Below are 25149 nucleotides of genomic sequence, written 5' to 3'. Positions count from 1 at the left end.
GCTACCAGTGCACGCTCTGGCTCGGCACGATGAACGCCGTGGTGCTGGGCGGTGTCGCCAAGCTCGTCGCCAGATACCAGCCGGAGCCGAGCACGAGCGCCAGCAGGGCGATCATGGCGAGCACATCGATTGTTCTTGGATCGTGCCCCCTTGGATTGAACTTGGGATGCGGACCACGCCTGAAGTGAAGAAAATGAGGGCTGATTTTCCAGCGCATTGTTGTTTCCTCCCGCGGGAGCATCAAAACAACGCGAGGAGAAAGTTCCGGTTCCACTCTGGGCAGCGATGCGCAAAGCACCGCAACAAACTTAGGGGGCGTTGACGCCGCGCCAGCGCGCGTAACGCCAAGGCAAGTACCAGCGTGCTCCTGACGGCGCGGTGAGCGGTACGTTGTCGATGCCTGACGTGCCGTACGGATTGCAGCGAAGCAGGCGCGCGAGCGTCATCCAGCCACCGGCCCAGAGTCCGAAACGTTCGATCGCCTCGTCGCCGTAGACGGAGCAGGTCGGAAGATGCCGGCAATTGTAGCCGACCAGCGGCGAGAGCGTATGACGGTAGAGCCAGATCAGCGCGCGACCGAATCTGCGCGGGAGGCGAAGCGCGCTCTCGACGGGAATGGAACAATGCTCGCAGGCTGAATGCTTCATGTGCGCTTTGCCGCGATCGTTGGCGAGGTGTTGCCCGGTTCCGGTGCAGGGAACAGCAAGGTGTTGTTTGCGCGCCATATTTTACGTGCTTTTTGGGAGCAGTGCAGCAAGTACCTATGGACGATCTGTATTCCCCCGGATACCATTTTTATGACGTCCGCGTGTAGAAGCATACTCGTGTATGATGGACTCAGAGGGCGCTACCGGGGATTGTCGGGGAACCTTTGGGGCTTGGGGAAGGAACCAGATTGAGACTTCTGAACTCCCTTGATCGTCGCGGCCGGTTGGTGCTCGGGGCTGCCGCACTCGGCATCGCACTGTCCGGAGCTGTCGCTACGACCGGCACCAAGGCTCATGCCGCTGCTGCCCTCGAAGAGCGCAAGCTGCCGATGAAGTTCAGCTGGGTCGCCTGCGAACCGAATTGCCGCGGCTGGGTCAGCGCGGTTGGCATCATCACCGCCGATACACCCAGGGACTTCGAGGAGTTTTCGCGCGGACGCCAGCTCGGCGGCGCGACCGTCGTGCTCGATTCCAGCGGCGGTTCCGTCAACGATGCGATCACGCTCGGCAGGCGCTTCCGCAATCTCGGGCTTTTGACCACGGTCGGCATCAGCGTTCAGAACCGCGGCGGGCAGTCGGCCCGTCCGGCGGTCGCGCCTGAGGCCTATTGCGAATCCATGTGCGTGTTCCTGCTGCTGGCCGGCAAGAAGCGCTACGTGCCGGACGCCGCCCATGTCCGGGTCCACCAGATCTGGATGGGCGACCGTGCCGACGACGCCAAGGCGGCGACCTACAGCGCGCAGGATCTGATGATCGTGGAACGCGACATCGGCCGCCTTGCCAAATACACCTTCGACATGGGCGGCGCCGGCGATCTTTTGTCGCTCGCGCTCAGCGTCCCGCCCTGGGAAGATCTGCACGAGCTGGACACCGGCGAGCTCAAGCTCACCAATCTCGTGACGACCGACCTGGTGGCCGACGTGCTGCCGCATGTGGACGTCACGGCGCCGGCCATGGCGGAGCTGGCACCGAAGACGCAGGCCAGGTTCGGCGTGGAACCGGAGCAGCCGGCCAAGTCGACCAAGACGGCGGAAGTCGTCGTGCCGACCGGGACGGCGCCGAGCGCGGGCTCGCAGAAGTAAGATCTTAAATCTTGGCAGTCATTCAGGGGCGCGCGTAGCGCGAACCCGGAATCTCGCGCTGTAATCTCGGGATTCCGGGTTCGTCGCTTTGCGACGCCCCGGAATGACGCGGGCGGTTCAGCCCTGCGCCGCAGCCGGCTGCTTCGCCTTCGCCTCGATCTGACCGATGGCATCGACCACCGCATCGAAGGTCAGGAGCGTCGAGGCATGGCGCGCCTTGTAGTCGCGGACCGGCTCGAGGAACTTGATCTCTTCCCATTTGCCTTCAGGAGGCGCGCCGTTCTCCTTGAGCATCTTGCGAACGGTTTCGCGTAACTCACGGAGTTCGCTCGCAGTCGAGCCGACGACGTGACTTGCCATAATGGATGAAGAGGCCTGTCCCAGTGCACAGGCCTTCACGTCGTGGGCGAAGTCGGTGACGGTGTCTCCACTCATCTTGAGATCGACCTTCACGGTCGAACCGCACAGCTTGGAGTGGGCAGTCGCGGTGGCATCGGGGGCCGACAGCCGCCCGAGGCGCGGAATATTCCCGGCCAACTCGATGATCCGCTTGTTATAAATGTCGTTCAGCATGTGATGGAGTCCAACACTTCCGCACCGGATCGGCCTTGGCGGGCGCCGTCCAGGGTCCTATATAGGGTCGGAACGGGTGGAAAAACAGTCCAGCGGCCCGGCGGCGGTGATCGAGGACCACGCGGCCGACGTTAGAGACTGCGGACCTTTTTCGCCAAAACTGTAGTCTTCAGGCGTCCGGCGGCTTGCCGCCCCGTCTGCCGGTGACACTCCGGCCGCAAGGCCGTCGAACGGAGTCGATATGGACGCTACGATCAAATCCCTTCGCCCCAACAAGCCCTCCGACCGGCAGCCCGAGAGCCGCCCGGCCGAGCTTGACCCTGCCGAATTCCTCGCTGCCGCCGTCCGCGCCGACCAGCCGCGCCCCGCGCGCGCAGAGGCGGAAGCGGCGGTGAAGACGCTGCTGGCCTATATCGGCGAGAATACCGCGCGCGAGGGTTTGCTCGACACGCCGCGCCGCGTGGTCGAGGCCTTCGACGAGCTCTATCAGGGCTATCACCAGTGCCCGGCCGAGGTGCTCGACCGCACCTTTGGCGAGACCGCCGGCTACGACGACTTCGTGCTGGTGCGCGACATCGAGTTCACCTCGCAGTGCGAGCATCACATGATGCCGTTCTACGGCAAGGCGCACATCGCCTATACGCCGGTGGACCGCGTCGTCGGCCTGTCGAAGCTTGCCCGCCTGACCGACATCTTCGCCCGCCGGCTCCAGACCCAGGAGCATCTGACGGCGCAGATTGCCGCGGCGATCGACGAGGTCCTGAAGCCCCGCGGCGTTGCCGTGCTGATCGAGGCCGAGCATACCTGCATGTCGGTGCGCGGCGTCGCCAAGCATGGCGCCTCCACGTTCACCAGCCGCTTTACCGGCATGTTCCGCGACAATCCGGCGGAGCAGGCCCGTTTCCTGTCCCTGGTGCGAGGCCTGCAACGCTGACCTCGCGACGCTTTATTGTTTGAGCATGATCTTTTCGGAAAACCGCTTCGCACTTTTCCGGATCATGCTCTAGCGAGGTTCGTTGTGTCCGCTCACTCCCATGAGATCGAGGAAGGTCTGTCCTTCCAGCCCCGGTTCGATGCGGCCGGGCTCGTGACTTGCGTGGCGACCGACGTCGCCACCGGCGACGTGCTCATGGTTGCCCACATGAACGACGAGGCGCTGCGCAAGACGATTGCGACCGGTGAGGCCTGGTACTTCAGCCGCTCGCGCAATGCCTTGTGGCGAAAAGGTGAGACTTCAGGTCAGACCCAGCGCGTGGTCGAGATGCGCACCGATTGCGACCAGGACGCGGTCTGGATCCGCGTCGAGCAGATCGGCGCAGCCTGCCACACCGGCCGCCGGTCCTGCTTCTACCGCAAGGTCGAGGCCGAGGGCGGGGGAGCGAAGCTGGTCTTTGTCGATGCGGACAGGCTGTTCGATCCGGACGCGGTCTACAAGAAGTAGCCTGTCGTCATTCCGGGGCGCGCGTAGCGTGAGCCCGGAATCCATCGTACGGCGTCGCGCGCGGCCGAATGGATTCCGGGTTCGCACCTTCGGTGCGCCCCGGAATGACTCGGGGACGGGCAAGGAGCCAAATTAACCCAGCATTAACCATACCTGTCCCACGGTGAGACGACAGGGCGCCGAATTGCCGGCGTCGCTCAACGCCGCGCGGGGCGGGCACTCCATCATGTCGGTCGACAATTCCAGTGCCTCTCAGACGGCGGTTCTCGATCCGTCGCGGGCGCGTGTCGCCGGTGCGATCAAGCAGGCCTCGAACATCACGGGCGTCAGCTTCCAATACATGCTGACCACCGCAAAGATGGAATCGGATTTCGATCCGACGGCGGGAGCCACGACGTCGTCCGCGCATGGGCTCTACCAGTTCATCGACCAGACCTGGCTCGGCACGGTGAAGGAGGCGGGGACCCAGCTCGGCTATGGCAACTACGCCGACGCCATCACCAGGACGTCGTCGGGCAGCTACACCGTCGACGATCCCGCGATGAAGCGGTCGATCATGAAGCTGCGCGACGACCCGGAGGCTGCCTCCAGCATGGCGGCGGCGCTGACGCAGTCGAACAGTTTCAAGCTCACCGGTCTGCTCGGCCGCAGGCCGTCCGACAGCGAGCTCTACATGGCGCATTTCATGGGCGTCGGCGGAGCCGCAAAACTGATCGCCAATGCCGAGGACAATCCGCAAGCGGTCGGCGCGCGGCTGTTCCCCAATGCGGCGTCCGCCAACCGTTCGATCTTCTACGCCAGGGATGGCCGCGCCCGCAGCGTCTCCGAAGTCTATTCGGTGCTGGACGCGCGCTATGCGAGCGCGGCAAATTCGAAGACCACGCGCAGTGCGATGGCGATGTATGGCGGCACGCCGTCGACGACGCAGGTCGCGAGTGCAAATGCCGTGCTGCCCACTACGCCCGTGATCGACAACGCCGCTTATCTCCAGACCTTTCCGAATGCGCGCGGCGTGACGCCGGTCAGCGCGACATCCTCGACGGTCGCGGACAATGCATCGAGCACGCCGATGTTTCGCTCGATCTATCAGCCCGGCGAAGCCACGCAGCCGGTCTCGACGACGGTGCAGAAATTGTGGGGCAACAACGCCTCGCTCACCTCGGTCGCGCCAGCGACTTCGGTCGCGTCAGCGACGCCGGATGTGCGGCCGCCGCAGCCGCTCGATCTCTTCAGCGATCGCAGCGGCACGTTCTCGAGCTAACCCTCACTCTCGTGTCCCGGACGCGCAGCGTTGCTGCGCAGAGCCGCGGCACGGATGCAGAGGCGGTCGGGTTCCCTTAACAAAACGTCAATAAAACCAGCCAGTTATGGTGAACGCTTTGTTAAGCGTCGTGGTTTATTTTGTGTTGCAGGTGACAAGCCGTCACCGCTTCGTCTTCGTTGCGTAAGCCGGAAGCACCATGATTGTTCGGCAGTTCATCAATTGGATCAGGACGGCGTCCGCCGGCGAGCGGGCCGAGGCAACACGGGCATTGGCCCGGGCCTGGCTGATCTCAGACCTTTCTGCAGACGACCGCGTCGCCGCCGAAGGCGCGCTGCTGATGCTGCTTGACGATCCCTCGCCGCTGGTGCGGCAGGCGATGGCCGAGGCCTTTGCGCGCAGCACGGATGCCCCGGCGGCGATCGTGCGGGCGCTGTCGGCGGACCAGCCGACCGTCGCGCTGCCCGTGCTCGAACATTCTCCGCTGCTGATCGATGCCGATCTCGTCGACATCGTCGCGACCGGCAATGACGAGGTGCAGTGCGCGGTCGCGCGCCGCATCGCGCTGCCGGTGTCGGTCTGCGCCGCCATCGCCGAAGTCGGCTGCGCAGCGGCAGCGCTCGAGCTGATCGAAAATCCCCATGCCGAGCTCGCGCCGTTCTCCTGGAACCGTATCGTCGAGCGTCACGGCCATCTCGCCGCGATCCGCGAAGCGATGCTGGTGCTGGAGGATCTGCCGGCCGCTACGCGTGCGGCGCTGGTGGCCAAGCTCTCGGAGACGCTGGCGCAATTCGTCGTGGCACGGAACTGGCTGAGTGCCGATCGCGCCGACCGGATCACCATCGAGGCGCGCGACCGCTCCACCATGAACATCGCGGCGCGCTCGCGCGGCGAGGACATGATGGGGCTCGTTCATCACCTGCGCGTCACCGGCCAGCTGACCGCGGGCCTGATCCTGCGCGCATTGTTGTCCAGCAATCTCGATCTGTTCGACGCAGCGCTGGCTGAACTCGCCGATCTGCCGCTGGCGCGCGTCACCGCGCTGCTGCACGACCGCGGCGGCAACAGCCTGCACGCGCTGCTGCGCCGCGCCGGCCTTCCCGAGGCGACGTTTGCTGCGTTCCAGGTGGCGCTCGATGCCTGCCACGAGCAGGGCTTCGTCGATAGCGACGACGGGGCGGTGCGGCTGCGCCGGCGCATGGTCGAGCGCGTGCTCACCCATTGCGAGACCGACCGTGGTGCCACCGAGCCGCTGATGGTCCTGCTCCGCCGCTTCGCCACCGAGTCCGCGCGCGAAGAGGCAAGGCTGTTCTGCGACGAGCTGGTCGCGGACGACACGGTCGATCCGATTTATGACGATCTGATCGCGGCGTAATTCAAAGCCCGCGATGAGGCGAGCCGGAAGACACAAACTCCGTCATTGCGAGCGCAGCGAAGCAATCCAGAATCCCTCCGCGGGAACAGTCTGGATTGCTTCGCTGCGCTCGCAATGACTGGAGGAGAGAGGCCCTCACTCCGCCGGCACGATGCTCGGCGCCAGGATCACCTCGAGATGCTCGGGGCGGTCGCGGTTGACGTCGGCGAGGTAGTCGTCGGCGACCTTGCGCAGGCGCCGGCTGAGCTCGGCGGAGACGCTGATGCTGTCGAGCTTGGTGTTCTCGTGCACGATGGCCAGGATGGCGTTGATGTGGTGCGTGAACAGTTCGGCCGGCACCCGTTCGAGATCGGGCGCGTGCTCGATGACGCGGCACAGGCTCTCGGCGATTCCCGCCGCGGCCGGATAGCCGAATGTCGCAGCGTCGCCCTTGATGTCGTGCGCGGCGCGGAACAGCTCGTCGCGCCTGTCCTTGGTGAAGCCGTCATTGCGGATGGCGACGTAGGCGGCGGACAGGCGGTTGACCTCGGTCGTCATCCAGTCCTTGAACTCGCCGGCGAGGCCGGCGAGCGCCTGCTCGGCGCGGCTCACCGGATCGTCCATGTCCTTGTCTTCGACACGGCGCAGAACCTTGCGCAGCGGATTGGGCTGCGTGATGATTTGATGCGTGGCGAAGGCCGTGACCTCGATGTCCTTTGCGCTGTTCTTCGCCATGATACCTGCCTCGCGTGAGACGTTGCGCTAGATGGAGGAGCGGGCCTTGTCGAGCAGCGAGGGCTGCTGGAGCACCTCGTGCTTTTCGCCGACGCGGCGCTCGGGGCCCATATAGGCGGAATTGGTGTTGCGGCGCCGGTCCGGACCGAAATAGGTCTTGGTCTTGATGAAGGGCCGGGGATTGGCGACCACGTTGAGGATGCGCTGATAGAGGCCCTTGGCCGAGATCGGCTTGGCCAGGAATTCGGTGACGCCGGCATCGCGCGCGACCGTGACGCGGCGCTTCTCGGAATGGCCGGTCAGCATGATGATCGGCGCGTAAGGATTGCCCTTGGATTCCGGCTGCCGGATCATCTGCGCGAGCTCGAGCCCGTCGAAGATCGGCATCGCCCAGTCGGTGATGACGATGTCGGGCACGTAATGGCTGTACATTTCCAGCGCCGTGGCGCCGTCCTCGGCCTCGTACACCTCGCGCGCGCCGAAGGAATGCAGCAGCGTCCGCAGGATGCGGCGCATGTGCGGATTGTCGTCGCAGACGAGGAAGCGCAGCTTGTTGAAATCGATGCGGAACATGACGCCTGGGCCAGAGCGGTCAACCTTCGTTAACCATATCGTGGCGGGGGTTAACGAAGGGTTGCGACCGGGCGTCCCAAAGCGCCGGCCAAGGCGCCGGGCAGGGGGCTCAGTACCCGAACTGCTCGCGCAAGATGCGCTCTTCCAGGCTGTGGCCGGGGTCGAACAGCATGCGCATCGAAATGGTCTTGTCGGACAGCACCTCGACGCGGCGGACGTCGCGCACCTCGTCGTGGTCGGCGACCGCGGCGACGGGGCGCTTGTCGCCCTCCAGCACCTCGATGACGACATAGGCCGTGTTGGGCAGCAGCGCGCCGCGCCAGCGGCGGGGGCGGAAGGCGCTGATCGGGGTCAGCGCCAGCAACGCGGCGTTGATCGGCAGGATCGGTCCCTGGGCGGACAGGTTGTAGGCGGTCGAGCCCGCCGGCGTCGCCACCATGATGCCGTCGGCGATCAGCTCGGGCATGCGCTCGCGCTCGTCGATCAGGATCCGCAGGCGCGCCGCCTGGTAGGTCTGACGGAACAGGGCGACCTCGTTGATGGCGTGGTGCAGGTGGACGCGGTCGTTGACGTCGGTCGCGCGCATCAGCAGCGGATTGATCTCGGACTCATGTGCCGCCTCGAGCCGCGCGCGCAGATCGTGCGTCGAGTATTCGTTCATCAGGAAGCCGACCGTGCCGCGGTGCATGCCGTAGATCGGCTTTCCCGTGTGCATGTGCTGATGCAGCGTCTGGAGCATCAGCCCGTCGCCGCCGAGCGCGACCACGACGTCGGCCTCGTTCGGGTCGCTATTGCCATAGTCCCTGGTGAGCTGGCCGAAGGCGGTCTGCGCCTCGCTGCTCAGGCTGGCGACGAAGGCGATCCGGTCGTAGCGCGCTGGCTTGGTCATGGCTTCCGGGCAGGGCCGCTGGCTCGAGAAAGTTCCGCCGGGCTCGTCTATACACCCGGACCCGCATTGTCGAGGATGACCGCCCTTCAAGGCAAACGGGCGGCCGGCGGGTCCGGGACGAATCCGGGGTATTTCCAGCCCGATCGGCCTCTTTGGGCGGCGTCGGACCCATGATCCCCCAAACCGTCGCAATTCCGCGCTAGCCTATCGGCCTCACCGGCTCTCACGGCCGGATAGGGAGAACGATCATGATCACGGGTTTGCGGGAGGTACGCCGTGCGGTGCTGGTGCTGGCGGTCTCCGCGGTCGCGCTCGCGGGATTTGCCCGCGCAGACGATCCGCCGCAGCCGCGCGCCGAGGCGGCGGCCCCAACCGGACAGAAGGGCGGGCGTGGCAGTGGCGCGCAGAGCGCGCCGCAGAATTCACCGTCAGCCGCCGAGCCGCACCGTCTCCCGTCGGATTCGATCACGAAGCAGACGCTCGATCTGCCCGGCCGCACGCTCAACTTCGCCGCAACCGCCGGCTCGATCCGCGTGTTCGATGGCAAGGGCGAGCCGCTGGCCGACATCGCCTACTCGTCCTACGAACTCGAAGGTGCCGACCGGGCCACGCGCCCCGTGACGTTCCTGTTCAACGGCGGACCCGGCGCGTCCTCGGCATGGCTCCAGTTCGGCGCTGCGGGCCCGTGGCGGCTGCCGCTCGATGGCGAAGCCCTCTCGCCGTCGGCCTCGCCCGAGGTGAAGCCGAACGCGGAGACCTGGCTTGATTTCACCGATCTCGTCTTCGTCGATCCCGTCAGCACCGGCTACAGCCGGTTCGTTGCGACCGGCGAGGACGCGCGAAAATCCTTCTACTCCGTCGACGGTGACGTCAACGCGATCGCGCTGGTGATCCGCCGCTGGCTCGAGAAGCACGACCGGCTGGTCTCGCCGAAATACGTTGCAGGCGAGAGTTATGGCGGCATCCGCGGGCCGAAGGTCGTGCGCCAGTTGCAGATCCAGCACGGCGTCGGCGTCAGGGGATTGATCCTGGTGTCGCCGCTGCTCGACTTCCGCGAGTTCACCGGCACCAGCCTCCTGCAATATGTCGCGACGCTGCCGAGCTATGTGGCGGTGGCGCGCGAGGCCAAAGGGCCGGTCAAGCGCGCCGATCTCGCCGACGTCGAGGCTTACGCGCGCGGCGAATTCCTGGCCGACCTCGTCAAGGGCGAAGCCGACAAGGAGGCCACCAATCGCCTGGCCGACAAGGTCGCCGAGCTCACCGGCATCGACCAGGTGGTGAGCCGCAGGCTCGCCGGCCGTTTCGACGTCGGCGAATTCCGCCGCGAGCTCGACCGCAAGAACGGCAAGGTGACGGGACGCTACGATGCCTCCGTGCGCGGCTTCGATCCCTATCCGGATTCGGGCAATTCTCGTTTCGGCGATCCCTCGGGCGACGCGCTCCAGGCGCCGCTCACCAGCGCCGCGGTCGACGTGTTGACCCGCAAGCTCAACTGGCGGCCCGACGGCTCCTATGAAGTCCTCAACGGCGCCGTCGAGGGCCACTGGGATTTTGGCCGCGGCATCAACCCGCCGCAGTCAGTGTCCGAGCTGCGCCAGATCCTCGCGACAGATGCGAAGCTGAACGTCCTGGTCGCACACGGCCTGTTCGATCTCGCCACGCCCTATTTCGGAACGAAGCGGGTGCTCGACCAGTTGCCGGCCTTCGCGACGCAGCGGGTGAAATTCGCCGTCTATCCCGGCGGCCACATGTTCTATTCGCGCGATGGCTCGCGGCAGGCGTTTCGCAGCGAGGTCGAGCGGTTGATCAGGGAGTAGGCCGGCGTTTGCGCGGGGGATATCTCCGCGCGATCTCGCGCGCCACGACGCTCGCAGGCTTGACGTTGGCACCGGCGATCCAGATGTCGCTGACCTTGCCGCGCTTGTCGCGGACGCGGCGTACCGGCTCGCCGTGGCTGGAATAGCCGGCGGCCCAGGAGAGCTTGCCGGCATCGCGGCCGGTGACCTCGATCTCGGCGGCATCCATGAACGGATTGTTGAACTGCGGATTGGCGATCAGCACGCGGTTGCCCATCGGCACGAGGTCAGTTGCGCCCCACATCGTCCACCAGCGGCCGGTCCAGTCGCGCAGGCGCCGGTCGGGCGCGCCGCGGGTCTTGAAGACGCGCAGGATCTGCATCGCGCCGTCCATCCAGAATGGCGCCGCGCCGTCGATGGAATTGCTGAGGATGCTGATCGCGAGCTCGCAAGCGGGGATGGAGCAGGTCCGGGAAATGTAGCCCTGGAAGCCGCCGCCATGGCCGAACCAGTCCCAGCCGTCGGTCTTGCCGGCGTTGACGCCGAGGCCGTAATAGCCCTCGAAACTCTGCGGGATGCGCCAATGGTGCCGCGTCATCTCGCGGCGGCTCGCGACCGACAGCGCGCTCTTTCTTGCGTTGGGTGCAAGCTGCGCGAAGAAGCGGGCGGTGTCGCCGGCGGTGGCGACGAAGCCCGCGGCCGACGCCATCGCGTGGGCGGGATTGTCGCCGGGGATCACGCATCGCTCGCCGAACGGCAGCTTTCGGGTATGGCCGCGCGCGAACAGCGCCCCCTTGGGAAGCGGTACGTTTGGCTCGGTCTCGCGCAGGCCCGCGGGTTCGATGATCTCGCGCCTGATCCAGACCGGGTAGGGCTCTTTCGTTATCGCTTCGATCACGAGACCAATCAGGCCAAAGCCATGGTTGGAATATTTGAAGCGCGTGCCGGGCTCGATCGCGGTCGGCAGCTTCAGCTCCGCGAGCAGCTCCCTGGCGTTGAGATAGGGGCGGCTGTCGATGAACTGGCCGGAATCGGCGCCGTCGCGCGTCAGCCCCGCGCTGTGCGAGAGCACCTGCGCAATGGTCGTCTCGGCGACGCGCGGATGCAGGCCGGCGACATATTGGCCGACCGTGTCGTCGAGCCGGATCTTGCGCTGCTCGCGCAGCTTCATGATGCCGGCGGAGGTGAAGCTCTTCGAGTGCGAGGCGATGCGGAAGCGGTGGCGCGGGGTGAGCTTCTCGCCGGTGTCGAGATTGGCAAGGCCAAATGCGTGCTCGGCGACGACCTCGCCGCGATGGGCGAAGGCGATGATGACGCCCGGCTGTTGGACTGTCGTCTGTTGGAATTCGACCCAGGAGCCGATGTAGTCGATCGCGGATCGCAGCCAACTGTCCATTGCGCACCGATTTGCGAGGGGGATTGGTGCGCGAGGCTAGCCGAGAAAGCAGAACCGGCACAACCCCGAGGTTGTGCCGGTTCGCGTCGTTCGGAAACGAGATGGCTTAGTAGACGAGCGTCGCGCCGGTCGGCTTGTCGAGCGCCGCGGCCAGCGAGCGATATTCGGAGCTGCCGGTGCCGGCGAGCGAGGCGATCTTGTTCAAATGATACTGCGCCTGCTCGCGGTTGCCCTGCTCGAGCTGCCAGAGGCCGTAATACTGCCAGGTGCGGACGTGGTTCGGATCGTCCTTCAGCGCCAACTCGTAATAGACCTTGGACGACTGGTAGTCGCCGAGCTTGCGATAGGAATAGCCGATCAGATTGGCGACGTCGGCGACGTCGTCGCGCTTGAGCGACTTCAACTGATCGATCGCGCCCGTGTAGTTATGGTTGTCGTAGATCGTGGTGTAGGCGGTGCGATAGGCAGCAAGGAATTTCGGATCGCTGACGGAGGAGCTCTTCTTCTTGCCCTTCTTGGTCGACGTGTCCGACTTCGGCGGCGACGAGGGATCGTCTCCGCCCGCGGCATAGGCGCTGGTCAGCACCGGCCCGGCTGCGAGCGTCATCGAAACGAGTCCCGGCAGCAGAAGCATTGAGAGTTTGCGCATCTAAGTTCTCCCGTATGAAGCGCGGCGATCCTACACGATTGCCTGAAGACCGGAACACCCGCCGGGCAAAAACATTCCCCGCCGCCCCGGTCCATTCGCCCTGCCGCAGATGACAAACTTGTCATCCAGATGAACGGAAGCCTGCAACCGGCTTCAGACTGGGTTCAGCGCGCGAGGCCTAGGCTCCCACCTACGATCGAAGGGTTGGCGAGAGGGCGCCCGCCTCAAGATCCTTCCAAGAGGAGACCAACCATGTTGAAGACCATTTCCGCAGCCTTGCTCGCAGCTTCCGTGATCGCAGCCCCGGCCTTCGCGGCCGAGGCCGGCAAGACCACCACGACCGCGCCGGTGATCAAGGCGGACCAGAGCCAGACCAAGACCTCGAACACCGCCGCGAAACCGGACGCCGGCGTCAAGGCCGACACCAAGGCCGCCGGCGTCAAGGCGGACGCCAAGGTCGACGCCAAGTCGAAGGCGATGAATGCGAATGCTGCGGTCACGCCCGACGAGCACAAGACCGTGCGCACGCATCGCCATCACCACAAGCATCTGTCGGCGAAGAAGTCCCTGAAGGCGCAGCCTGACGTGACCAAGCCGGCGACGGTCGACAAGCGCAGCTAACGACTGATCCCGCGCGGCGGCATCCCTGGCATTGCCCTGCTGCCGCGTGCGGAATCCAGGCCCGTCCCGTCGTCCCGGCGCCTTGCGCGAAAGTGCGAGGCGTCGGCGGCGGGCCGGTGCGTCTGCAAGCGAATTCCCTTCGCGCAACCTTGGGGCTAGAACATCTCCCTGATCTGAGCGAGTGGAGAGCGTGACCTGTGGGGCGATTGGCGAAACGTGCGGTGAGGCTGCTATTGATCCTGGCATTGCCGCTGGCGCTCGCGGCGTGTTTCGGCAGCGACGGTGACCGTCCGACCCTGATGGCTGGGAGCCAGGCGGGAGGTCCTCAGCCTTTTCCCGACAATTTCCGCGGTGACACGCTCGCTCTGATGCGCGCCTATCTGAACAATCCGGTCGGCGTGCGCGAGGCCGGCATGGCCGAGCCGGAGCTGCGCGAGGTCGGCGGCCGACAGTTCTACGTGAGCTGCCTGCGCTTCACGCCCCGCGAGACCGACGGCAGCTACAAGGTCATGCGCGAGCGTGCCGTCGTTTTCGTCAATGGACGGGCCGACCGCGTCCTCGATCGCGCCAGCGAGTTCTGTACTGGCGCGGTTTACGCACCCTTTCCGGAACTGGAAAAGATGACGCGGTAGCGCAAAGCCCGCCTTCATCGGCTGGTGGTAGCACTGAAGCCGCCGGGAGCCGCTGGATCACATTTTGGCGAGCTTTGAACGGGGCAGGTTCGCCTTGCGACAGATCGTTACAGCCAGTCTTGCGCAGGCGGCAGAAACAGTCGGTGCAAGGCAACGTGACGGAACAAAATCGCGATGTTGCCACCCCGTCACAGCGACGAATGATCAACGTTCCGGCATCGCCGCCAAGCAACCAAATTCACGCCACGTTGTTTGCTGAGGGTCGATCTTGAAAGAACGGGGATGGACATGAAAACGATCTTGCTGGGCGCAGTCGCTCTGCTTGCGCTGGCCGCGCCGGCCGCAGCGGCCGACATGCAGCCGCGCACCTACACCAAGGCACCGGCCTATACGCCGCCGCAGGTGATCTACAACTGGACCGGTTTCTACATCGGCGGCCATGTCGGCGGCGCGTTCGCCGGCGACAGCAGCTTCCAGTCGAGCGACGCCCGCTTCCTGGGCGGCGTGCAGGGTGGCTTCGACTACCAGTTCGCGCCCAATTGGGTCGTGGGTGTCGAGGCCCAGTATTCCTGGCTGCCGACCAACAACAACGGTGTCACGTTCCCGCTGGGAACGCAGGTGACGTCCAATACCGACCAGCTCGGGTCGGTGACTGGCCGGATCGGCTACACCTGGGGTCCGACGCTGCTCTACGCCAAGGGTGGTTACGCCTGGCGTAATGGCGGCCTTGGCGTCAATGTCGCCGGCGTGCCGCAGACCTTCACCGCCACCGGCAACAACAAGGACGGCTACACCGTCGGCGCCGGCCTCGAATACATGTTCGCGCCGAGCTGGTCGGCCAAGGCCGAGTACCAGTACTACAATTTCGGCAGCACCACGTTCACCTCCGGGCCGGCCGACATCGTCGGCGTCCGCGGCCGGGAGGACGAGCATACCGTCAAGGTCGGTGTGAACTACCGCTTCGGCTGGGGCGGTCCGTCAGCCTCGCGCTACTGACCCGCCAGCAGCAATCCCAGATCTGACAAAGGCCGGCTCGCGCCGGCCTTTCGTTTGCTTTGCGTGAACCATCTGGCGCGTCATTTGCAAGCAAACATTCCGGCGCGCGCCTTCTCACGCGTGTCATGGGGCCGGCGTAAAGCAAAAATAATTTTTGCCGCTTACGGAACTCGCGCTCCGGAACGCGTTATATGGGAATTACCGGGCTGGTGGGACGACGGTCATGCGTATCTTGGTGTCGGCAGCAGTGCTCTCGTGCTTGGTCGCCGTGCCGTGCTCTGCTCAAACAATCCTCAAATCCGAGCCTCTGATGCTGGCACCCTATGAGGTGGCCTTCGTCAAGGACGCCTCCTGTCCCTCCGGCAAGGTGTTGAAGGTCACCGGCGCGATCCGCGGGCTGCACCGCCGCAAGGCCTGCGTGGCGCTGGCGGGCGAGCAGGCTTCGCTGGCGACCGCGACGCCCTGAACCCTCCGGCTGCTTCCGGCCCGACCTCACGAATTCAGCTGAAGCTCAATCCTGGACTGGCGCTCGGCCTCGGCCTTGTTCGTGGCGGGATCCTCGCCCTGCGCTGCCCGGCAGGGCTTGATCTCGTAGTCGTTGTCGAGCACCCGGCGCGGCCCGGCACGCTCGTCGTCGGCGCTGACATCCACGACGAGGCCGCTCCGCTGCGCCAATTTCCAGACGTCGGACTCATCAGGATAGGCCTTGCTGATCTGGGCGTCGTGGCAGAACAAGGCGTAGGGCATTCTTCCCGCTCCTGGAAAGCGCGTTAACGACTTCACCGGCGAGGGGTTCCGGCCGACGGGTAATCACGGGCGCGTGATCGGGGCGCCCGGGGTGCTTGAGTCGTAAACGAGTCCTGAATCCCCAAAAAAAGAATCCCTGGGACTCTCCGGCCGGAATCAGCGGATGTTTTCGGCCATGACGAGCGACCTGAAAACCTCCTGCGGGCACATGCTCCTGCCGCTGACGGTGGCGCTGCTCGGCGCCTGCGCAGCCAATCTCTGGCTGGTTTGGTCCTGGCTGTAGGTCCCTGACGGCCTTCCTGCCTGCCCTACTTGGCGGCCGGTGGAGGAGGGGCGGCGTCGCGGATGGCGGCGCGGACTTTTGTCAGGGTCGCCGCGCAATATTCCTCGCGCTCGCGCTCGAACCGCTCCTGATGCTTGCGGAAATTCGCGATTCTGGCCTCCATCTCGGTGCGGAAATCGCCACCCGTGCGGGGCGGCGGGACCTGGACGGGCCGAGCCTGGGGCGCGGGCGGAGATACGGCCGGTGGCAGGTCGGTTTCGATCGCAACAGCCTGCACGGTCACGATCTCCGTGGTCACCGCGAACGCAGCAGGCTGGCTTTCCGGCGGATGGAGGTCATCCTTCCTGCCGGTTACCGACTGCACGAAGGCCAGTGTCTGCGCGATCAGGGCGTCGCGCTCAATGATCCACTTCATGGGCCACCCCCGTTAGGGGTACTCCACCAAAGCTCGAGGGACGAATCAAGAAGGTATCCTGCAAGGGATTGCATATTTTTCCCGGTAGCCCGACAGTGGGCGCATGGATGCCGGGAAAGAACAGTCGGATGAAGCCGAGGGCTTGAGGCTGGTTCGCGCGTTCCTGTCGCTGCCGCCCGACAAGCGGGCGGAGGTGATTGCGTTCGTCGAGGAATTGGCGCGTGCCCATGGCCGCCCCGGGGAGGGCGAGGGCACATCTCCGAAGGGCACATCCCCGAGGTGAGCGCTATCGCTCGCGCGGGTTGTGAATGCGATCCGCGACATCTCCGCGACGATCGAGCGGCTCTCGGAAGTGTCGTCGACCATTGCCGCGGCCGTCGAGGAGCAGGGCGCCGCGACCCAGGAGATCTCGCGCAACGTGCAGCAGGCCGCCCACGGCACCCAGCAGGTCTCCTCGAACATCACCGACGTGCAGCGCGGCGCGGCCGAAACCGGCTCGGCCTCCTCGCAGGTGCTCTCGACCGCAAAGATGCTGGCGACCGACAGCAACCGGCTGAAGGACGAAGTCGGAAAATTCCTCCGGACGGTGCGCGCCGCCTAAGCCCGCGCGGCGGCCGTCCGCCGCGCCGATAGCGCCTATTGTGGCAGCAGAAATGCAAGCACGATGACGAACAGCACGGCCGTCATGATGACGGCCGTAGCTGCACCGGCGACCATTTTGGCCTTCTCTTTGGCCGTGGTGGAGCGCATCGGTCAGACACCAGATGGTTGACGCGAGCGGGCTCGCTTGCGGATAGTTTCGGCCAAGACCCTCTGCCTGTACAGTGTGCCCGTGACGGAAGTCCAACTCGCGGCTCACCATATGATCCCCAATCGTCCGCCCGTGCTCGCTCACGAACGCTTCGTTGCCGACCGCGAGAATTTCGCGGGCCTCGATCTCGCCGCGCGGTTCGAGCGGATCGAGCGGACCAACCTGTGGGGCGCGGCCACCTCGGTCTCGGGCCTCGGCTCGGAGGATCCCGCCACGGCCGCGATCCGGGACGCGCTTCCTGCACTGCTGCAACGGCTCGGTGCGCGCTCGCTGCTCGATGCGCCCTGCGGCGATGCGGGCTGGATCGGCCGCATGAAGCTCGATCTCGACTACACCGGCATCGATATCGTGCCGTCGCTGATCGAGGCCAATAGCGAGCGCGCGGCACGAGGTGAACTGGCCGGCCGCTTCCGCGCTGCGGACATCACGCGCGATGCGCTGCCGGCTGCCGACTTGATCCTGTGCCGCGACTGCCTGGTTCATTTGAGCTTCGACAACATCGTTCGCGCCGTCACGAACTTTCGTGCGAGCGGCGCGCGCTTCCTGATGGTCACGACGTTTCCCGAATGGGATGCAAATCGCGACTGCGAGGACGGCGACTGGCGCGCGCTGAACATGGAGACGGCGCCGTTCAACTGGCCGGCGCCGCGCGAACTGATCAACGAGCGCTGCGAGGAGGGCGGCGGTGGCTGGCGCGACAAGAGCCTCGGGCTCTGGCGGCTGGATGAATTGCCCGATCGCGTCCGCATTGCCACGGGGATGTGACGGACGCAGGCGGAACGTCCATTGCCTCCGTGATTGCCATCGCGTTACATTTTGGATTGCATGAAGCCGTCTCGCGTCGCGGTGACGGTGCCGGAGCACGCCATGAGACCGGGTGCAGTGGTCGTCGCCATGCTGATCTGGTGCTGCGCGCCGGCGCTGGCGCAGCAGGAGGGCGCTGCGCTCTACGCAAGCCACTGTGCGCAATGTCACGATGGCGGCGATGCCCAAAGCCGTGTGCCGGGCCGCAGCGCCATGCAGGGAATGTCGTTCGATCATGTGCTGGGGACACTGACCTCCGGCAGCATGGCGGCGATGGCGAAGGAGCGCAGCGACGAGGAACGCCGCGCGATTGCTGCCTTCGTCACCGGCAAGACTGCGGCGGGCGACGCTGCGATCGACGCGCAGGGGCGCTGCACGCAGCAGGTCAGTGCCTTTCCACAACCGCTCGACGGTCCACGCTGGAACGGGTGGGGCGTTGACGCTGGCAACAGCCGCTTCCAGCCGGCCGACATGGCGGGGCTGACCGCGGAAGAGGTGCCGCGCCTGCGGCTGAAATGGGCTTACGCCTTTCCCGGCGCCTCGGTGTCTTTTGCGCCGCCGACGATCGTCGGCGGCATGCTGTTCATCGGCGGCACCGACCGCAAGGTGCACGCGCTCGACGCGCGAAGCGGCTGCACGCTGTGGACGTTGCCGACCGATGCCGCGGTGCGCGCCGCGATCAGCTTCGCGCCGCTTCCCGGCACCGATCAGTTCGCGATCTTCTTCGGTGACTTGCGCGCCAATGCCTATGCCGTGAACGCGCTGACCGGCGCGCTGATCTGGAAAACGAAGGTCGAGGAGCATCCGGCCGCGCGCATCACCGGCGCGCCGACGCTGCATTCCGGCGTGCTGTACGTGCCGGTGTCCTCGCTCGAGGAGGCCGCCGGCTCACAAGCCAGTTACGAATGCTGCACTTTCCGCGGCAGCGTGGTGGCGCTGGAGGCTGTGACCGGCAAGCCGGTGTGGCAGGCCTACACGATCCCGGAAGTGCCGCATCCGACCAGCAAGAATACGAGAGGCACGCAGCTGTTCGGCCCGTCCGGCGCCGCGGTGTGGTCGGCACCGACGATCGATCCGAAGCGCAACGCCGTCTACGTCGCGACCAGCAATTCCTACTCGAATCCGCCGGCCGCAACCGCCGATGCGATCCTCGCGTTCGAGCTTGCGACCGGAAAGCTGCTCTGGAAGCAGCAGGCGACCCCGAAGGACGCCTTCATCGTGGCGTGCTACGGCGCGGACAGGACCAATTGTCCTGACGAGCACGGCCCCGATCACGATTTCGGCCAGTCGCCGATCCTCGTGACCCTGCGCGACGGCAGGCGTGTTCTTGCCATCGCGCAGAAGTCCGGCGTCGTGCACGCGCTCGACCCTGATGATGGTGGCAAGATTCTGTGGCAGACGCGGGTCGGCAAGGGCGGTGCGCTCGGCGGCAGCGAATGGGGCTCGGCCGCCGACCAGGACCGCATCTACGTCGCGAACTCCGACGTGCGTTTCCTGCACGATGGCACGCGGCGGCTCGATTCCACCCAAGGTGGCGGCCTGTTCGGCCTCGATCTCGCCAGCGGGAAAATTGCGATGGAAGTGTCTCCCGTCGCCTGCGGCGATCGCCTCCAATGCAGCCCCGCGCTGTCGGCGGCGGTGAGCCTGATCCCCGGCGTCGTGTTCTCCGGCGGCGTCAGCGGCTTCCTGCGCGCCTACGCCACAGCCGACGGCAAGCTGCTGTGGGAGTTCGATACCGCCCGAGACTATACGGCCGTGAACGGCGTCCCCGCCCATGGCGGCGCGATCGACGGCCCCGGACCGGTCATCGCCGGCGGCATGCTCTATACCAATTCCGGCTACGGCCAGTGGAGCGGCGTCGCCGGCAACGTGCTGCTGGCGTTCGAGGTGGGGAAGGAGTGAGGGACTCACCGACGATTGCATGAGATTGGGAATGGTGGCGTTGCAAGAGTGAAGCACGGCGCCACAGTCTCGGTGTCGTCCTGGCGAACGCCAGGACCCATACCGCGAGGTCTGTCGATTGCGGGTGGTGCCGATCCCGAACGACCAATCTTCGCCAAACCCCTCTCTGGGGTAATGGGTCCTGGCTTTCGCCAGGACGACGTTGGAGAGGAGTACAACTGCTTCAACGCCGTCATTGCGGGCGTAGCGAAGCAATCCAGAATCTTTTCGCGACGACAGTATGCGGAAACGCCGTCCCGGATTGCGCTCCGCCCCATCCGGGCTACAGGACCCGTCAGCCGACCAGGGAGGAAGGAATTTCGATGATCGACGCCCGATGTCATTGCGGCGCTCTTGCGCTGTCGCTTCCGGGGCCATCAAGCCTCGTCGTTGCCTGCCATTGCATTGACTGCCAGCGACGGACAGGCGCGCCGTTCGGTGTCGGTGCCTTCTATCCGACAGAAGCCGTCACGATCGCAGGCACGTCGAAGGAATACGTCCGGACAGCCGCAAGCGGCGGCAAGGTCCGCAGCTATTTTTGTCCCGACTGCGGTTCAACGGTCTACTGGAAAGCGGACAATTTGCCCGCAATGATCGGCGTCGCCATCGGCGCTATCGCGGATCCGAATTTTCCCGCCCCGGTCAGATCGGTTTTCGAGCAATCGAAACATGTCTGGGTGGAGATCACCGGCGCCCAGCATTTCCGGCAGAGCAGCGCGCAGAAGAATTCGGGCTGAGTGCGCCCGCGTCGAGCGCTGGTGCCGGCTGAGGGGATTGAACCCCCGACCTTCGGTTTACAAAACCGCTGCTCTACCGCTGAGCTAAGCCGGCGACGCTGGAAATGCGGGGCAGGGCTCGGCATGTGCCGGAGCTGTCCGCCCGCTCGGGCGTCGCAATATCAGACTTGGGTGGAAAGTGCCAGAACCCGAAGGCGGCGTCTCGCCGGCATGAAACAGGCGGCCCGTTGGGCCGCCTGAAACCGTTCAGCCCGATGGAAGAAGCCTCACTGGCAGAGGTGCCGCCGGCCGTCTTCGCCCTTGACCCAGGTGCCGGGCTTGCAGACGATGCCGTTGCGGGCTGCATAGGCGTCCCAATTGCCGTACCAGCCGGGGCCGCTGCGGTCGTAGCTCGCGTAGGAATTATCCCAGCCCTGGAACGGCGCGGCGGCGACCGTTGCCGCAGTTCCGACGGCAGCGCCAGCCACTGCGCCCGCCGTATCGAGTGGCCAGAAGCCGGATTGCCGTCCATCATTTGGATTCACTTGGTTGCGGGCCATGTGGCGGCGGCGATAGGCGCGGTCGGTGGTGGAATTGCCGGGACCGAGATTCTGGCAATTGGGATCCTGGAATAGCCCCGTGCAGCGGCCCGAATTGTCGGCCGTGGCTTGCGCGAAGGCCGGTGTTGCCAGCGTGGACGCGACGATTGCGGCCAAGCCAAGAAGCTTCAGGCTCGTCATGGCATTTTCTCCATGTTGTTGAGACCTGTGCTAAGTGCGACCTCCGGCAGTCGTTCCGCGAATTCTCGCAGGCGGGGTCACATCGACGTGAGCCCGCCCAGGATGTAAAATTTGTGCCACGCAACCTTGCTCGCTCCGGCACGTGCGGTGAGTTTGCGCCGCGTTAACGCTTCGCTAGCGCGCCTTTCGGCATTTGAGCAGCTATCGATCCTTGCGCGTTAGGCTTACCGGCATTTGGGGAGCCGGCCTTAACCCTCTGTGCGCCGTGATCGGTTAGGTTGTGTTCCAGACAACCGGGACCCCACCATGCGCGCTCTGGCGCTCGCAGCCTTTCTGATCGGACTGCCCGCGACGGCGTTTGCCGGCGGCGGCTTCGATATCGTCGTGCCCGGCCGCCCCGGCGTGCCGATCATCATCAATGGCATCGACGCGTCCTATAGCGTCGTCGAAGGTGTCTGGGGCCTGGGCAAGAACGTCCAGGTGCAGCCGACGATCTATGGCGGACGCTATATCGCCGAGCGGCAGCCCGACGACGTCGGCCATTATTATCCGACACTGGGCCTGCGGCCCGGCTACGGCCGGCTCGAGGTCGAGCCGCCAGCGAACCGCAAATTGCCGAAGCCGGCCGAGAGCTACCACCAGAGCTGGGGCGCGCAATCGGCGCCGCTGCCGCCGCAGATGGATGTGCCCGCCGATCCGCCGCCGGTGATCCTGGCGCCGGAGATCAATGTGAATCCGCAGCATCGTCGGCCCCGGCCGCGTGCCGAGGTGCCCGGCAAGCCGCCGGGTTAAGAAACGACAAAAAATCCGAGATACGGAAATCAACAGGAGAGAGTAATGCGTCAGATGATTTCGGGACTGGTCGCGGCGGCTGCCGTGATGTTCGTCGGGGCCGCGCCGGCCGCGGCCTGCGGCTTCAATCCGTGCCAGCCGGTTGCGCCGGTCTATAGCGGCTGCAACACGGGTTGCGGTAGCTGGGGTTATGGCCCGGGTTATGGCGGATGGGGCTTTGAGCACCTCGCCGAGCCGACCACGCAGTATTACTACGTCAACCAGGGCCCGACCTACACCGGCCCCGGCGCCTTCGCGCCGTACCCGACCTATCGTGAGGACGCGGTCGTCGCGCCCGCCAACTACGGCTACGGCCGTGGTTATGGCTACGGCAACGGCTATGGCTATCGTGCCGCCGCCGCCTATCAGCGCCCGTACTACCGTCCGTATCGCTACGGCTATGGCCCGCGGCACGGCTATCTGCCGCGCACGCACTACGGCTACGGTCCGCGCTACGGCTACGCGCACCGCGCGCCGTATTACGGCGGCCACCGCGTGCTGCGCCGCTATTACTGATCGTTTGATTGGTTGAGTTGAAGAAGCGCCCGTCCGCGCGATGCGGATGGGCGTTTTGTTTTGCTAGCGCTTCATCAATCCGAGGCGGCTTGCGCCGACGTAAAGCGAGAGCACGGCGGCATTCGACACGTTGAGGCTCTTGATCTCGCCGGGCATGTCGAGCCGCGCCACGACGCTGCATGTTTCGCGCGTCAATTGCCGCAGGCCCTTGCCTTCGGCGCCGAGCACCAGTGCGAGTGGTTCGCGCAGTGCGACGTCCGAGAGGTCCTCGCTGCCTTCGCTGTCGAGGCCAACCGTCTGGAAGCCGCGCTCGTTCAGCGCGGTGAGGGCGCGGGCGAGGTTTTGCACCGTCACCATCGGTACCAGTTCCAGCGCGCCTGAGGCGGCCTTGGCCAGCACGCCGGTCGCTTCCGGGCTGTGGCGCGCGGTGGTGACGATCGCCTTCACGGCAAACGCCGCAGCGGAGCGCAGGATGGCGCCGACATTGTGCGGATCGGTGATCTGGTCGAGCACCAGCACCATGCCTTCCTGCTTCAAGGTCTCGATGTCGGGCGAGGGCAGGGCGTCGGCCTCGGCGAGCAGGCCCTGGTGGACAGCGTCGGGCGACAGCAGCCGGTCGATCTCCTGGGGCCGGACGATCTCGGGCGTGACGCGGGTCTCGATGTTTTCGTCCGCAAGGCGCCTTGCGGCGTTCTCGGTCAGCGTCAGCTTGCGGATCCGCCGCGCCGGGTTTTGCAAGGCCATGGTGACGCTGTGCCAGCCATAGAGGATGACCGGCCCGTCGGATGCCGAATCACGGTCGCGCCAGGCCGGCCGGCCGGCCGATTTCCCGGGCCTGTTGAAGGGCTTAGCCCCGCTGCGGGGCCCCCTCGGGGTGAATTTTCGATCCTTCATGGGCTCGCTTGTGTCACGGGTCCCGGAATATGGCAATTTGGGCGCCCAAGGTGACGATTTTAGCTGTTCGCCTCGGTTGACTTTGCCCCACCGCATCGCCCATAAACGCGCCCGGTCGCGCCCCCATCCGGGCTGTCGCGGCCTTCACGTTCCATGGCCGTCTTCGGTCCGCCGGCAAGGTCCGGCCCGATTGTGCTGCCGTCGAGCGGGGGAGTGTCCCGAGTGGCAAAGGGAGCTGACTGTAAATCAGCCGCCTCATGGCTTCGCAGGTTCGAGTCCTGCCTCCCCCACCATCCTGCTTCGCGCTGACGCGCTTCGCAGGATTTGCAGCCCTTCACTGCGCGAAGCAGGATGCCCTCCGAAGCCTTGGCGAAGGAGGGCGGCTCCATGCACTATGTCTATCTTCTGGAGAGCGAAGTTTTCGCGGGTCAGCGTTATATCGGTTTGACGACGGACCTCAAAAAGCGGCTGACGGATCATAACGCTGGCAAATCTCCGCATACCTCCAAATTCATGCCTTGGAGGCTGGTCACCTATGTTGCCTTCTCCGACATCGAGAAGGCGAGAGCCTTCGAACGCTACTTGAAGTCCGGTTCGGGCCACGCCTTTGCGAAGAAGAGACTCTGGTGAGCGGCCTTTCGCCTCACCCCAGCATCTCCCGCACCATCGGCACCACCTTGCTTCCATAAAGCTCGATGCTCCGCATCAGCTTCTCGTGCGGCAGCGGGCCCGCCGAATACTTCAACTGAAACCGCGAAATGCGAAGCGCCTTTGCGGTCGCGGCGATCTTTCGCGCGACCGTTTCCGGCGAGCCGACATAGAGTGAGCCGTGCTCGGCTTCGCTCACGAACTCGTCGCGGCCCATTGGCGGCCAGCCGCGTTCCTTGCCGATGCGGTCGCGCATGGCCTTGTAGTCGCCCCACAGCTCTTCGCGTGCCTGCGCATCCGTTTCCGCGACATAGCCGGGCGAGTGCACGCCGATCGGCTGTGCCGGGCGGCCGAATTCCCTGAAGGCGCGGTGATAGAGATCGACGTAAGGCGCAAAGCGCGCAGGATCGCCGCCGATGATTGCAAGCATCAAGGGCAGGTCGTAATGCGCCGCGCGCACCACCGATTGCGGACTGCCGCCGACGCCGATCCAGGTTTTCAGCGTGCCGTTCTCGACCGGCGGATAGACCAGCTGATCCCTGAGCGGCGGACGCAGCTTGCCTTCCCAGGTCACGGGCTTCTGCGACAGCAGCGCGGCGAACAGATCGAGCTTCTCCTCGAACAGCGCCTCGTAGGCGCGCAGGTCGAAGCCGAACAGCGGAAAGGATTCGGTGAACGAGCCGCGGCCGAGGATCACCTCGGCGCGCCCGTTGGAGAGCGCATCGAGCGTGGCAAAGCGCTGGAAGACGCGGATCGGATCGTCCGAGCTCAGCACCGTCACGGCCGAGCCGAGATGGATGCGCCTGGTGCGCGATGCGATCGCCGCGAGCACGGTCTCGGGCGAGGAGATCGCGAAGTCGGCGCGGTGATGCTCGCCAAGCCCGATGAAGTCGAGGCCAAGCTCGTCGGCCAGCACCGCCTCGTCGACGACGTTGCGGATCACCTGCGCATGGGAAAGCATGGCGCCGTCAGCGTCCCTGGTGACGTCGCCAAAGGTGTCCAGTCCGAATTGAAGCGGTGCGGTCATCTATCAGGTCTCTATCGGGCGCGAGCGGCGCCCGTCATGTGGGAGGGAAACTGTTTGCTGTGCAGCTAGGG

29 protein-coding genes, 2 tRNA genes and 1 pseudogene are annotated in these 25149 nt (G+C 65.4%); 18 read left to right on the top strand and 14 right to left on the bottom strand.

The genetic code is table 11. The features are described 5' to 3' along the window. Position 1 precedes the first annotated feature (1 nt). Complete coding sequence (locus tag BM118_RS33820) at positions 2–217, bottom strand: hypothetical protein (protein ID WP_177234931.1); 216 nt, start codon at positions 215–217, stop codon at positions 2–4. Between the two features lie 91 nt (positions 218–308). Then, positions 309–647: a membrane protein insertion efficiency factor YidD gene (gene yidD / locus BM118_RS33815; protein ID WP_092191414.1), complete on the bottom strand. Its 339-nt coding sequence runs from the start codon at positions 645–647 to the stop codon at positions 309–311. A gap of 248 nt (positions 648–895) precedes the next feature. On the opposite strand from yidD, the gene BM118_RS33810 reads away from it, so the two are divergent. Beyond that, positions 896–1789 carry a COG3904 family protein gene (locus tag BM118_RS33810; RefSeq protein WP_177234930.1) on the top strand — a complete coding sequence of 298 codons (894 nt, stop codon included), beginning with the start codon at positions 896–898 and terminating at the stop codon, positions 1787–1789. A 117-nt stretch (positions 1790–1906) separates the two neighbouring features. On the opposite strand, the gene BM118_RS33805 is transcribed toward BM118_RS33810, so the two are convergent. Continuing rightward, the gene (locus BM118_RS33805; RefSeq protein ID WP_027549065.1) at positions 1907–2362 is read right to left on the bottom strand and encodes an iron-sulfur cluster assembly scaffold protein; all 456 of its coding nucleotides are present in this window, start codon (positions 2360–2362) and stop codon (positions 1907–1909) included. A gap of 241 nt (positions 2363–2603) precedes the next feature. On the opposite strand from BM118_RS33805, the gene folE reads away from it, so the two are divergent. The 4 genes from folE (at position 2604) to BM118_RS33785 (ending at position 6439) form a co-directional block, all read left to right on the top strand. Next, a complete protein-coding gene (folE, locus tag BM118_RS33800; protein ID WP_092191412.1) occupies positions 2604–3296 on the top strand; it encodes a GTP cyclohydrolase I FolE in 693 nt (230 codons plus the stop codon). Between the two features lie 84 nt (positions 3297–3380). Further along, a complete protein-coding gene (hisI, locus tag BM118_RS33795) occupies positions 3381–3803 on the top strand; it encodes a phosphoribosyl-AMP cyclohydrolase (protein ID WP_092191410.1) in 423 nt (140 codons plus the stop codon). A 184-nt stretch (positions 3804–3987) separates the two neighbouring features. Then, complete coding sequence (locus BM118_RS33790; RefSeq protein WP_177234929.1) at positions 3988–5064, top strand: lytic transglycosylase domain-containing protein; 1077 nt, start codon at positions 3988–3990, stop codon at positions 5062–5064. Positions 5065–5263: 199 nt separating this feature from the next. Then, positions 5264–6439: a DUF2336 domain-containing protein gene (locus tag BM118_RS33785; RefSeq protein ID WP_092191406.1), complete on the top strand. Its 1176-nt coding sequence runs from the start codon at positions 5264–5266 to the stop codon at positions 6437–6439. 135 nt (positions 6440–6574) lie between these two features. On the opposite strand, the gene BM118_RS33780 is transcribed toward BM118_RS33785, so the two are convergent. The 3 genes from BM118_RS33780 to BM118_RS33770 form a co-directional block, all read right to left on the bottom strand. Next, entirely contained in the window at positions 6575–7153 is a 579-nt protein-coding gene (locus BM118_RS33780; protein ID WP_027549070.1) for an Hpt domain-containing protein, read from the bottom strand. Between the two features lie 27 nt (positions 7154–7180). Beyond that, on the bottom strand, positions 7181–7726 hold the full coding sequence (locus BM118_RS33775; RefSeq protein ID WP_008549760.1) for a response regulator: 546 nt from the start codon (positions 7724–7726) through the stop codon (positions 7181–7183). A gap of 109 nt (positions 7727–7835) precedes the next feature. Then, complete coding sequence (locus BM118_RS33770) at positions 7836–8615, bottom strand: NAD kinase (protein WP_092191404.1); 780 nt, start codon at positions 8613–8615, stop codon at positions 7836–7838. 248 nt (positions 8616–8863) lie between these two features. Here BM118_RS33770 and BM118_RS33765 point away from each other — a divergent pair, with 248 nt between their 5' ends. Then, the gene (locus BM118_RS33765; protein WP_092191402.1) at positions 8864–10432 is read left to right on the top strand and encodes a S10 family peptidase; all 1569 of its coding nucleotides are present in this window, start codon (positions 8864–8866) and stop codon (positions 10430–10432) included. Here the strand turns inward: BM118_RS33765 and BM118_RS33760 are convergent. Together BM118_RS33760 and BM118_RS33755 are read right to left on the bottom strand one after the other, a co-directional pair. After that, a complete protein-coding gene (locus BM118_RS33760) occupies positions 10422–11807 on the bottom strand; it encodes a serine hydrolase domain-containing protein (RefSeq protein ID WP_092191400.1) in 1386 nt (461 codons plus the stop codon). The two genes, BM118_RS33765 and BM118_RS33760, sit on opposite strands and share 11 nt — an antisense overlap. 106 nt (positions 11808–11913) lie before the next feature. Continuing rightward, on the bottom strand, positions 11914–12456 hold the full coding sequence (locus tag BM118_RS33755; protein WP_092191398.1) for a tetratricopeptide repeat protein: 543 nt from the start codon (positions 12454–12456) through the stop codon (positions 11914–11916). Between the two features lie 252 nt (positions 12457–12708). On the opposite strand from BM118_RS33755, the gene BM118_RS41895 reads away from it, so the two are divergent. The 4 genes from BM118_RS41895 to BM118_RS42695 all read left to right on the top strand — a co-directional run bounded on the left by BM118_RS41895 (position 12709) and on the right by BM118_RS42695 (position 15171). Continuing rightward, positions 12709–13077: a His-rich protein BRANT gene (locus BM118_RS41895; protein WP_177234928.1), complete on the top strand. Its 369-nt coding sequence runs from the start codon at positions 12709–12711 to the stop codon at positions 13075–13077. A 197-nt stretch (positions 13078–13274) separates the two neighbouring features. Continuing rightward, positions 13275–13709, top strand: coding sequence for a hypothetical protein (locus tag BM118_RS33745; protein ID WP_177234927.1), 435 nt, complete (start codon positions 13275–13277; stop codon positions 13707–13709). 288 nt (positions 13710–13997) lie between these two features. Then, a complete protein-coding gene (locus BM118_RS33740) occupies positions 13998–14705 on the top strand; it encodes an outer membrane protein (RefSeq protein WP_177234926.1) in 708 nt (235 codons plus the stop codon). Between the two features lie 223 nt (positions 14706–14928). Next, positions 14929–15171, top strand: coding sequence for a DUF6719 family protein (locus tag BM118_RS42695; RefSeq protein ID WP_092191392.1), 243 nt, complete (start codon positions 14929–14931; stop codon positions 15169–15171). A gap of 26 nt (positions 15172–15197) precedes the next feature. Here the strand turns inward: BM118_RS42695 and BM118_RS33730 are convergent, their stop codons facing one another. Together BM118_RS33730 and BM118_RS33725 are read right to left on the bottom strand one after the other, a co-directional pair. Continuing rightward, positions 15198–15452 (bottom strand): hypothetical protein, encoded by a 255-nt coding sequence (locus tag BM118_RS33730; RefSeq protein WP_092191390.1) that lies wholly within the window; start codon positions 15450–15452, stop codon positions 15198–15200. A gap of 308 nt (positions 15453–15760) precedes the next feature. Further along, on the bottom strand, positions 15761–16150 hold the full coding sequence (locus tag BM118_RS33725; protein ID WP_092191388.1) for a hypothetical protein: 390 nt from the start codon (positions 16148–16150) through the stop codon (positions 15761–15763). Between the two features lie 304 nt (positions 16151–16454). Between BM118_RS33725 and BM118_RS33715 the strand changes: the two are divergent. From BM118_RS33715 to BM118_RS33700, 4 genes and pseudogenes are all read left to right on the top strand, one after another. Then, a pseudogene (locus tag BM118_RS33715) lies at positions 16455–16751 on the top strand (methyl-accepting chemotaxis protein); the annotation flags it as partial. 261 nt (positions 16752–17012) lie between these two features. Next, on the top strand, positions 17013–17726 hold the full coding sequence (locus BM118_RS33710; RefSeq protein ID WP_092191384.1) for a class I SAM-dependent methyltransferase: 714 nt from the start codon (positions 17013–17015) through the stop codon (positions 17724–17726). A 102-nt stretch (positions 17727–17828) separates the two neighbouring features. Beyond that, positions 17829–19667 carry an outer membrane protein assembly factor BamB family protein gene (locus BM118_RS33705; RefSeq protein WP_177234925.1) on the top strand — a complete coding sequence of 613 codons (1839 nt, stop codon included), beginning with the start codon at positions 17829–17831 and terminating at the stop codon, positions 19665–19667. Between the two features lie 362 nt (positions 19668–20029). Further along, complete coding sequence (locus BM118_RS33700; protein WP_092191380.1) at positions 20030–20443, top strand: GFA family protein; 414 nt, start codon at positions 20030–20032, stop codon at positions 20441–20443. A 19-nt stretch (positions 20444–20462) separates the two neighbouring features. Here the strand turns inward: BM118_RS33700 and BM118_RS33695 are convergent. Both BM118_RS33695 and BM118_RS33690 read right to left on the bottom strand, forming a co-directional pair. After that, positions 20463–20537: transfer RNA gene (locus BM118_RS33695), tRNA-Thr, on the bottom strand. Positions 20538–20709: 172 nt separating this feature from the next. After that, on the bottom strand, positions 20710–21162 hold the full coding sequence (locus tag BM118_RS33690; RefSeq protein WP_092191379.1) for a hypothetical protein: 453 nt from the start codon (positions 21160–21162) through the stop codon (positions 20710–20712). Positions 21163–21468: 306 nt separating this feature from the next. Here BM118_RS33690 and BM118_RS33685 point away from each other — a divergent pair, with 306 nt between their 5' ends. Both BM118_RS33685 and BM118_RS33680 read left to right on the top strand, forming a co-directional pair. Then, a complete protein-coding gene (locus BM118_RS33685; RefSeq protein WP_092191377.1) occupies positions 21469–21954 on the top strand; it encodes a hypothetical protein in 486 nt (161 codons plus the stop codon). A gap of 45 nt (positions 21955–21999) precedes the next feature. Next, on the top strand, positions 22000–22509 hold the full coding sequence (locus BM118_RS33680; protein ID WP_092191375.1) for a hypothetical protein: 510 nt from the start codon (positions 22000–22002) through the stop codon (positions 22507–22509). A gap of 63 nt (positions 22510–22572) precedes the next feature. Here the strand turns inward: BM118_RS33680 and rlmB are convergent, their stop codons facing one another. Further along, a complete protein-coding gene (gene rlmB / locus BM118_RS33675) occupies positions 22573–23403 on the bottom strand; it encodes a 23S rRNA (guanosine(2251)-2'-O)-methyltransferase RlmB (protein WP_177234924.1) in 831 nt (276 codons plus the stop codon). Between the two features lie 207 nt (positions 23404–23610). Here rlmB and BM118_RS33670 point away from each other — a divergent pair. Beyond that, positions 23611–23696: transfer RNA gene (locus tag BM118_RS33670), tRNA-Tyr, on the top strand. Positions 23697–23790: 94 nt separating this feature from the next. Then, positions 23791–24033: a GIY-YIG nuclease family protein gene (locus tag BM118_RS33665; RefSeq protein ID WP_092191611.1), complete on the top strand. Its 243-nt coding sequence runs from the start codon at positions 23791–23793 to the stop codon at positions 24031–24033. Between the two features lie 13 nt (positions 24034–24046). Here BM118_RS33665 and BM118_RS33660 read toward each other — a convergent pair whose 3' ends face one another. Further along, positions 24047–25078 (bottom strand): LLM class flavin-dependent oxidoreductase, encoded by a 1032-nt coding sequence (locus tag BM118_RS33660; RefSeq protein WP_092191371.1) that lies wholly within the window; start codon positions 25076–25078, stop codon positions 24047–24049. Positions 25079–25149: the final 71 nt, after the last annotated feature.

The organism is Bradyrhizobium sp. cf659, from assembly GCF_900113725.1.
GTDB lineage: Bacteria > Pseudomonadota > Alphaproteobacteria > Rhizobiales > Xanthobacteraceae > Bradyrhizobium.
This window is presented reverse-complemented; position numbering and strand designations above follow the sequence as displayed.

Bases quoted from the DNA above. Each gene is read 5' to 3' on its own strand.
- BM118_RS33785 (WP_092191406.1), top strand. From the start codon at position 5,264: ATGATTGTTCGGCAGTTCATCAATTGGATCAGGACGGCGTCCGCCGGC.
- BM118_RS33770 (WP_092191404.1), bottom strand. From the start codon at position 8,615: ATGACCAAGCCAGCGCGCTACGACCGGATCGCCTTCGTCGCCAGCCTG.
- BM118_RS42695 (WP_092191392.1), top strand. From the start codon at position 14,929: ATGCGTATCTTGGTGTCGGCAGCAGTGCTCTCGTGCTTGGTCGCCGTG.
- BM118_RS33760 (WP_092191400.1), bottom strand. From the start codon at position 11,807: ATGGACAGTTGGCTGCGATCCGCGATCGACTACATCGGCTCCTGGGTC.
- BM118_RS33665 (WP_092191611.1), top strand. From the start codon at position 23,791: ATGCACTATGTCTATCTTCTGGAGAGCGAAGTTTTCGCGGGTCAGCGT.
- BM118_RS33730 (WP_092191390.1), bottom strand. From the start codon at position 15,452: ATGCCCTACGCCTTGTTCTGCCACGACGCCCAGATCAGCAAGGCCTAT.
- rlmB (WP_177234924.1), bottom strand. From the start codon at position 23,403: ATGAAGGATCGAAAATTCACCCCGAGGGGGCCCCGCAGCGGGGCTAAG.
- BM118_RS33755 (WP_092191398.1), bottom strand. From the start codon at position 12,456: ATGCGCAAACTCTCAATGCTTCTGCTGCCGGGACTCGTTTCGATGACG.
- BM118_RS33725 (WP_092191388.1), bottom strand. From the start codon at position 16,150: ATGAAGTGGATCATTGAGCGCGACGCCCTGATCGCGCAGACACTGGCC.
- BM118_RS33705 (WP_177234925.1), top strand. From the start codon at position 17,829: ATGAGACCGGGTGCAGTGGTCGTCGCCATGCTGATCTGGTGCTGCGCG.
- yidD (WP_092191414.1), bottom strand. From the start codon at position 647: ATGAAGCATTCAGCCTGCGAGCATTGTTCCATTCCCGTCGAGAGCGCG.
- BM118_RS33660 (WP_092191371.1), bottom strand. From the start codon at position 25,078: ATGACCGCACCGCTTCAATTCGGACTGGACACCTTTGGCGACGTCACC.
- BM118_RS33775 (WP_008549760.1), bottom strand. From the start codon at position 7,726: ATGTTCCGCATCGATTTCAACAAGCTGCGCTTCCTCGTCTGCGACGAC.
- BM118_RS33780 (WP_027549070.1), bottom strand. From the start codon at position 7,153: ATGGCGAAGAACAGCGCAAAGGACATCGAGGTCACGGCCTTCGCCACG.
- BM118_RS33690 (WP_092191379.1), bottom strand. From the start codon at position 21,162: ATGACGAGCCTGAAGCTTCTTGGCTTGGCCGCAATCGTCGCGTCCACG.
- BM118_RS33805 (WP_027549065.1), bottom strand. From the start codon at position 2,362: ATGCTGAACGACATTTATAACAAGCGGATCATCGAGTTGGCCGGGAAT.
- BM118_RS41895 (WP_177234928.1), top strand. From the start codon at position 12,709: ATGTTGAAGACCATTTCCGCAGCCTTGCTCGCAGCTTCCGTGATCGCA.
- BM118_RS33680 (WP_092191375.1), top strand. From the start codon at position 22,000: ATGCGTCAGATGATTTCGGGACTGGTCGCGGCGGCTGCCGTGATGTTC.
- BM118_RS33710 (WP_092191384.1), top strand. From the start codon at position 17,013: ATGATCCCCAATCGTCCGCCCGTGCTCGCTCACGAACGCTTCGTTGCC.
- BM118_RS33685 (WP_092191377.1), top strand. From the start codon at position 21,469: ATGCGCGCTCTGGCGCTCGCAGCCTTTCTGATCGGACTGCCCGCGACG.
- BM118_RS33765 (WP_092191402.1), top strand. From the start codon at position 8,864: ATGATCACGGGTTTGCGGGAGGTACGCCGTGCGGTGCTGGTGCTGGCG.
- BM118_RS33700 (WP_092191380.1), top strand. From the start codon at position 20,030: ATGATCGACGCCCGATGTCATTGCGGCGCTCTTGCGCTGTCGCTTCCG.
- BM118_RS33740 (WP_177234926.1), top strand. From the start codon at position 13,998: ATGAAAACGATCTTGCTGGGCGCAGTCGCTCTGCTTGCGCTGGCCGCG.
- folE (WP_092191412.1), top strand. From the start codon at position 2,604: ATGGACGCTACGATCAAATCCCTTCGCCCCAACAAGCCCTCCGACCGG.
- BM118_RS33820 (WP_177234931.1), bottom strand. From the start codon at position 217: ATGCGCTGGAAAATCAGCCCTCATTTTCTTCACTTCAGGCGTGGTCCG.